This window comes from Amycolatopsis rhizosphaerae (assembly GCF_007713715.1).
Classification (GTDB): domain Bacteria; phylum Actinomycetota; class Actinomycetes; order Mycobacteriales; family Pseudonocardiaceae; genus Amycolatopsis_E; species Amycolatopsis_E rhizosphaerae.
Window position 1 is genome coordinate 21,245 of the sequence record NZ_VJWX01000041.1, and the last position, 6,000, is coordinate 27,244.

Sequence of the window (6,000 nt, forward strand, 5' to 3'; positions counted from 1 at the left end):
ATTTTCGGCGAGTCGGCGACCCCTACTCACAAGGGATGTTGCGACGCCCCCAGAACCGGGGTCCCTAGGCGGTGTATCGAAGTCGAGCGTTGGTCAACGCAAGTCGGATTTCGCGTCTTGAAGCGGCGTCAGCCGCTTGCGCCACGCTGTCGGCTTGCACCGCCGCGGGTTCTCAGGCGGTTCCTGGCGAGGAAAGCTCCGACGTGGTGAATTTTGGCATTCATGAGGAGGAGATCCCACAGCCAGGGACCGTCTGAGGTTCCGCTACCCGCACCGCTACCCAAGCCACTTTGATACACGCCCTAAGAGCGTGTATCACGTGGTTGTGAGGTGATCTGCGGGATGATCTGAGACTGTGGCATCCGATCTGGCGTTGAGGTTGGTTCCGGACGAGTTGTGGGAACTGACCGCCTCGTTGATTCCGCAGTTCACCCCGCGCCGCCAGGGTGGCGGGACCAGGCCGGTCGAGGATCGGGCGGTGTTCACCGCGATCGTGTACGTGCTGACCAGCGGGTATGCCTGGCGGCACCTGCCGGCCGAGTTCGGTGTCTCACCGGCCACGGCGCATCGCCGGTTCACCGCCTGGACCCGGGCCGGGCTGTGGCCCCGGCTGCACCGGGCAGTGCTGGACGAGCTCGGAGCCAAGGGTCAGATCGACTGGGCTGCGGCGATCGTGGACGCCGCCGCCGTCCGGGCGAAAAAGGGGGATCGCTGACCGGCCCCAATCCGGTCGATCGGGCCAAGAGAGGCAGCAAACTCCACGTGCTGTCCGACGCCGCCGGGCTGCCGCTGGTGGTCGGTGTCTCGGCGGCCAACACCGCCGACATCGAGGCGTTCAAGCCTTTGTTCATGGCCTTGCCGCTGATCCGCTCCCGGCGCGGACCGCGCCGCCGCCGACCGGACAAGGCCCGCGCGGACAAGGGATACGACTCGGCTGAACTGCGCGCCTGGCTGCGCCGCCGCGGTGTCACGCCGCGCATCGCGCGCCGCGGCATCGAATCCAGCGAGCGGCTCGGCCGGCACCGTTGGAAGATCGAGCGCACGATCGCCTGGATCTTCGGCTACCGCCGGCTCACCGTCCGCTACGAACGCTCGGCCAACCTGTTCGCCGCGTTCCTCACCCTCGCCGCCACGCTCACCTGCTGGAAGAAGCTTGCCACGTGACGCTCTTGCGTAGGAAGGCCTCAAGCTGTTCGGCGAAGCCCGGTGCTGCGGCGACGAAGTGACCAGCGCCCGGATGCACGCTGCGCTCGCCACCGAGCACATCCGCCAGAGCGTCGCAGATCCGTTCGAGCGCGGCCGCGTGGTCTCCGGACGCGACGAGCACTGGGACGCCGGCGCCACGGATCGCGTCGAGCTGTGGGTGCGCCTCCCTGGTCGGCCGACCACCCTGCGCCCGCCGAACGCCGGCGACCACGTTCTCGGGGAGCGGGCCGTCACCGACGGGCGCGCCCGCGAGATGGAGGAACTCGCGCAACTCGGTCGGGTCCATGTCCATCCCGTGGGTGAGGACCGCATCGCCGATGCGCTCGAGCCGCGCCACCTCGGGATCGTCAGGGACAAGGTAGTGGAGCGGCGGCTCGATCAGGGTGAGCGAGCGCACGCTGCCCGGCGCAGCGGCGGCCGCGATCAACGCCCCGAGGGCGCCGTAGGAGTGGGCGACAACGTGCGGGCGGCCGACGAGCAGCGGCGCCAAGTCCAGGGCGTCCACCTCGAAGTCCTGACACTCCTGCGGTGGTGGACTCGGCGGATAGCCACGGCGATGGACATATGCCAGCGTCCACCGATCGGCCAGCGGAGCCAAAGCGCCCCACGTCGTCCGCGGGCCAGCACCGCCATGCACAAGCAGGACCTCGGGCCCAAAGCCATCACGCACCACCACGATCTCGCCCACGCGGCGAGCATAGCGACGCACCGTGAGACACGGCGCAAGGAGCAGCACCTTCACAGCACCACGTGAGACACGCTCTAAGGGCGGTACTCGCCGTTGAGCATCGCGGTGGACAGCTCGATCCGCGAGCGGTAGCCGGTGCGGGTGAAGAGCCTGCTCAACCGGCCTTCGATGCTCTTGTCGCTCGTGCACAGGGCCATCGCGAGCTGCTTGTTGGTGAGCCCGCCCGCCGCGAGCATGGCCAGCAGGTGCTCGTTCTCCGCCACCGTCTCCTTGCGCCCCCGCACCGAGACCCCGTGATCGCGCATCAGGTTCCGCAGCCACGCCCTGGCCAGCAGCGCATCGAGACCGCCCAGCAGTTCGTACGCCTCGTTGAGCAGCTCCGGCTCCGCCACGCCGTACTTGACGAGTCGTTCCAGCACCACCGCGAGTTCGAGCGGCTGGCCGCGTTCCCGCGCCTGCCGCAGGCACTCGGCGGCGGCGGCCCGGTCCCGCTTGACCGTGGCGCGGGCGAGCAGCAGGTACATGGTCGAGCGCGAGGTCGGCATGGTGGCGGTGACCTGGGTCAGCGCGTCGAGATCGCTCCGTGCGGCCTCGTGGTCGCCGGCGTCCAGCGCGAGGTCCACCAGTTCCGCCCGGCACACGTCGGCGCCGACCAGCAGGCCCCGCTCCTGTGCGTCCGCGAGCGCGCGCCGCAACCGGGACACGGCCTGCCCGGTCTCGCCCAGCGCCCGGTCCAGCCGCGCTTCCGCGGCGTCGAGCAGGTGAGCGAGCACCGGTTTCGCGGCCCGCGCCGTCTTGAGCAGCGCACGGGCGGTGGTCAGCCTGCCCTGCAGCACCAGGATCCAGATCGTGGTCTGGAGCATTCCGGCGTAACCGGGGTCGTAGCCGCGGCCGGTGGTGGCCATCGCCCGCCGGGTGAGGTCGAGCGCGAGCGCCGCGTCCCCGCGCAGTGCGGCCACCATCGCCTGGTCGTACCGCGGCAGCGCGGTCACCGGCAGGTCTTCGTCGATGAGGAGTTTCTCCGCCCTGCTCAGGTCCCCGGTCACCAGCAGCCCGGTCACGTGCGAGCCGACCTGGTCGAGCCGGTGCCGGGCGGTGGCCCGCAGTGTCCAGCGCTCGCGCGCGAGCAGGCTCTGTTCGAACCGGGCGCACCGCCCGCTCCACAGCTCGGCCGTGGTGCCGAGCAGCTCCCCCAGCATGGCGGAGGTCGGATTGCCGGCACGCCAGGCCGCGCGGCTGCCGTTGAGCAGTTCGTGCACGTCGGTCCAGCGGTCGAGCGCGGCGAGGGCGAAGGCACGGGTGACGACGGAGTGCTCGATCCCCCCGGCCCACCGGCGCCGCAGCTCCACCAGCTCGCGCAGGGCTTCCTCGTCGCCCACGCAGTGCAGTCCCTGCACGGCCATGAGCTGCACCTCCTGCGCGGCGTCCGGGGAGAGCTGGTCGGCGTAGGCGCCGAGCAGCGACTGAGCCCCGCGCAGGCTCCGCTCGTAGTCGCCGTGCAGGTGGCAGGTCGAGGTGTGCATCAGCAGCACCATCGCGCGCTGGGCGCGGTTCTCGGCCAGTTCGATGGCCGCGCCGAGCCAGCGCACCGCGCTCTCGGCCTTGTCCTGCTGGACCGCGGCGGAGCGGTTCAGCAACTCGCCCAGCGCCCGCTGCCGGTCCACCAGTGCGCCCGCGTTCGCGACCTGGTCGGCGAGGTAGTCGGTGTCGCCGCACGTCGCGCTCCCCGCCCAGACGGCGGTGACCACCGTCGCGGCGAGACGGCGCCGTTCGAACGGCCCCAGGCAGGCGGTGACCGCGGAGGCGACCAGCGGCACCGTGAACCGCCACGACCGGCCCGCCAGGCCCCGGTGCAGGACACCGGCCTGGCACAGGGAGTCCAGCAGCGCGACGGCCTCCGGTTCGGGCACGCCCAGCGCCTCCCCCACCAGGCGGGGCACCGCGGCACCGAGCGGGCAGAGCACGGCGACCGCCTTGGCCGCCGCCCACTCCGCCTGCCCGAGTGCCCGGATCGCCTGCACGAGCTGGTTGTGGGCGGGCGGATCGCCCGGGGAGGTGCGCTGCACAAGGTACGCCTGCCGGTCCACCACCTCGACGGAACCGTTGTGCCGCACCATGTCGATGCTGTCGCGCACCGCCGCGGCGACCCCCCGGCTGAGCTCGTGCACGCGGGTGACCAGTGCGGGCTCCGGGGTGGCCTGCAGCACCGCGGTCACCTGCCTCGTCAGCTCGCCGCGCGTCAGCGGGGCCAGCCGGACGGCGGTCGCGAGCCCCGCGCGGCGCAACTCGCGAACGGCGGCCCCCAGCTCGGGCGCCATGCGGGCGGCGGGCACGCGGGCAGTGCACACGCAGCGCACGGGAGTACCCGCGAGCTGACGGATCAGCGCGGCCAGCACGGCGAGCGAGTCGGGGTCGATCCAGTGCACGTCGTCGATCAGCAGCACGGTTTCCCGCCCGGCCCGCAGCAGCGGTGCGGCCGCGGCGGCGGCCGCCCGTCGCGCGATCGCCGGATCGTCGCGGGCCCCATCGGCGGGGCGGATCGGGGACCACGCCCACGGGGAGGCGTCCCCGCCCGGCAACTGGGTGACGGGCTCGGCGACGCCGTCCGGCGACGAACCCGGCCGCAGTGTGAAGCGGGCCGGAATCGCTTCCCCGTCACGGGTGAAACGCATCGCCCACACCGCGACGCCGCGCTCGGCGAGGCGCTCGCTCAGCTGGGCGAGCAGCGTGGTGCGGCCGACCCCGGCCGCACCGGTCACCGAGATCAGCGGGCCTGCCGCCGCGTCGATCGCGTCCAGCACAGCCCGACCTCCCCTGGCAGCGTTTCGTCCGGAAGCGGTTTCTCGGTCCCCATGATCTCGGCGGGGTCCCCCGCAGGCCAGTGACCTGCCCCTTCGCTCGCCGGAACTTGCACGAGACCGCAACAGGCGCTCGCCCGTCCGGGGGAACGACGCACTTGCCCCCCTCGCATGAGTGTTGCCGTGAAGGGTCCCTTCACAGTCGATTCGACTGTGAAGGGACCCTTCACGGCGCCCATTCCTGCCTGAGCGTGGGACTCAGGCGCCGGAGGGTGGGACTCGCGCTGTGATCGTGAAGGGGCGCGTTACGGCACTGCTTCCGCCGTGGGCTCCCACGGGACCACCCGCAGGCCCGAGGTGTCCTGGTTGTCGTTCGCGTGGAGCTCGGCGACCTGCTCGTCGTCCAGCAGCAGCGTCTCGCGCATGAAGTCGCCGGTCAGCCGCACCGCGGCCGGTCCACCCGGGTTGAACAGCACGTCCACCTCGTCGGCGAGCAGTTCGACCAGCTCGTCGAGGTCGATCCGCCGCCAGTCCGGCGCGGCGATCCGCCTGCGGTGTGGCTCCCCGGTCGCCACGACAACGCACAGGATGTCGTCCGGCGACTTCGTGATCAGCGGACGGCCGTCGCCGTTCATCGCGAGGTCGAACAGCGTGTCGCGCAGCATCAGCTGGATGTGCTCGGCCTCGGCGCGCCCCTGCAGGACCAGCCGCAGTACCGCGTCCAGCGGGTCCGACGGCGAGTTCTCGTCCTTCGGCACGTACTCCGGGTTGGCCCGGAACTTGCCGATCTTCCCCTCGTCCTCCACCGGCCACAGGCCGACGACGGCTTCGATCGGCGGCGGATCGTTCTCGGCGGCCGGGTGCCAGGCCGGGTCCATCAGCAGGAACCAGTTCTCCAGCGGACCTTCCGCCCGTGTGCCGTCGGTCGTCTCGGTCATGGTGCCCATGATGGTCCCCTTCTCATCGGGTCCGCTCCCTGCCCGCCTGCCGCCGCTCGGGCCGGATCAGCTCGGCCTGGTAGGTGAACTCACCCGGGTTCGCCGAGGCGGACGGCTGGTCGGCGAGGTGGAGCAGCTCGGCGGCCCCTGGCGGCAGCACGACCCGCCGCGGCACCCCGGCCTCGTCGACCTCCTGCACTGTCACAGTGTGCACCTGCGAGGCGAGCTCCGGCCGGGCCGCCAGCAAGGCGAGCACCATGGTCCAGACCTCATCGGCCTGGGGGAAGCCCTCCACCAGCGCGGCCACGGCGGCGAGGTTCAGGTTGCCGGGATGGGCGCGGAGCCCGTCCAGGAGTGCCTGGAGCACCTG

At 71.7% G+C, this 6,000-nt stretch carries 5 protein-coding genes; 1 reads left to right on the forward strand and 4 read right to left on the reverse strand.

Features of this window, described 5'->3' with window-relative positions:
• The first annotated feature begins 367 nt into the window (after window positions 1-367).
• Window positions 368-1,164 (forward strand): IS5 family transposase gene (locus tag FNH05_RS06940; protein ID WP_425458418.1). Its coding sequence is split into 2 segments (ribosomal slippage): window positions 368-703 and window positions 706-1,164, totalling 795 coding nucleotides; the frame shifts between segments, so codons are not numbered across the junction.
• Here FNH05_RS06940 and FNH05_RS06945 read toward each other — a convergent pair.
• The 4 genes from FNH05_RS06945 to FNH05_RS37875 all read right to left on the reverse strand — a co-directional run.
• Entirely contained in the window at window positions 1,136-1,894 is a 759-nt protein-coding gene (locus tag FNH05_RS06945) for an alpha/beta fold hydrolase (protein WP_144586450.1), read from the reverse strand. The two genes, FNH05_RS06940 and FNH05_RS06945, sit on opposite strands and share 29 nt — an antisense overlap.
• A 74-nt stretch (window positions 1,895-1,968) precedes the next feature.
• Window positions 1,969-4,695 (reverse strand): AAA family ATPase, encoded by a 2,727-nt coding sequence (locus tag FNH05_RS06950; protein ID WP_144586451.1) that lies wholly within the window; start codon window positions 4,693-4,695, stop codon window positions 1,969-1,971.
• A 302-nt stretch (window positions 4,696-4,997) separates the two neighbouring features.
• The gene (locus FNH05_RS06955) at window positions 4,998-5,639 is read right to left on the reverse strand and encodes a type VII secretion system-associated protein (RefSeq protein WP_144586452.1); all 642 of its coding nucleotides are present in this window, start codon (window positions 5,637-5,639) and stop codon (window positions 4,998-5,000) included.
• A 13-nt stretch (window positions 5,640-5,652) separates the two neighbouring features.
• Window positions 5,653-6,000, reverse strand: a 348-nt coding sequence (locus FNH05_RS37875; RefSeq protein ID WP_186382421.1) for a hypothetical protein, incomplete at its 5' end; no start/stop codon positions are given.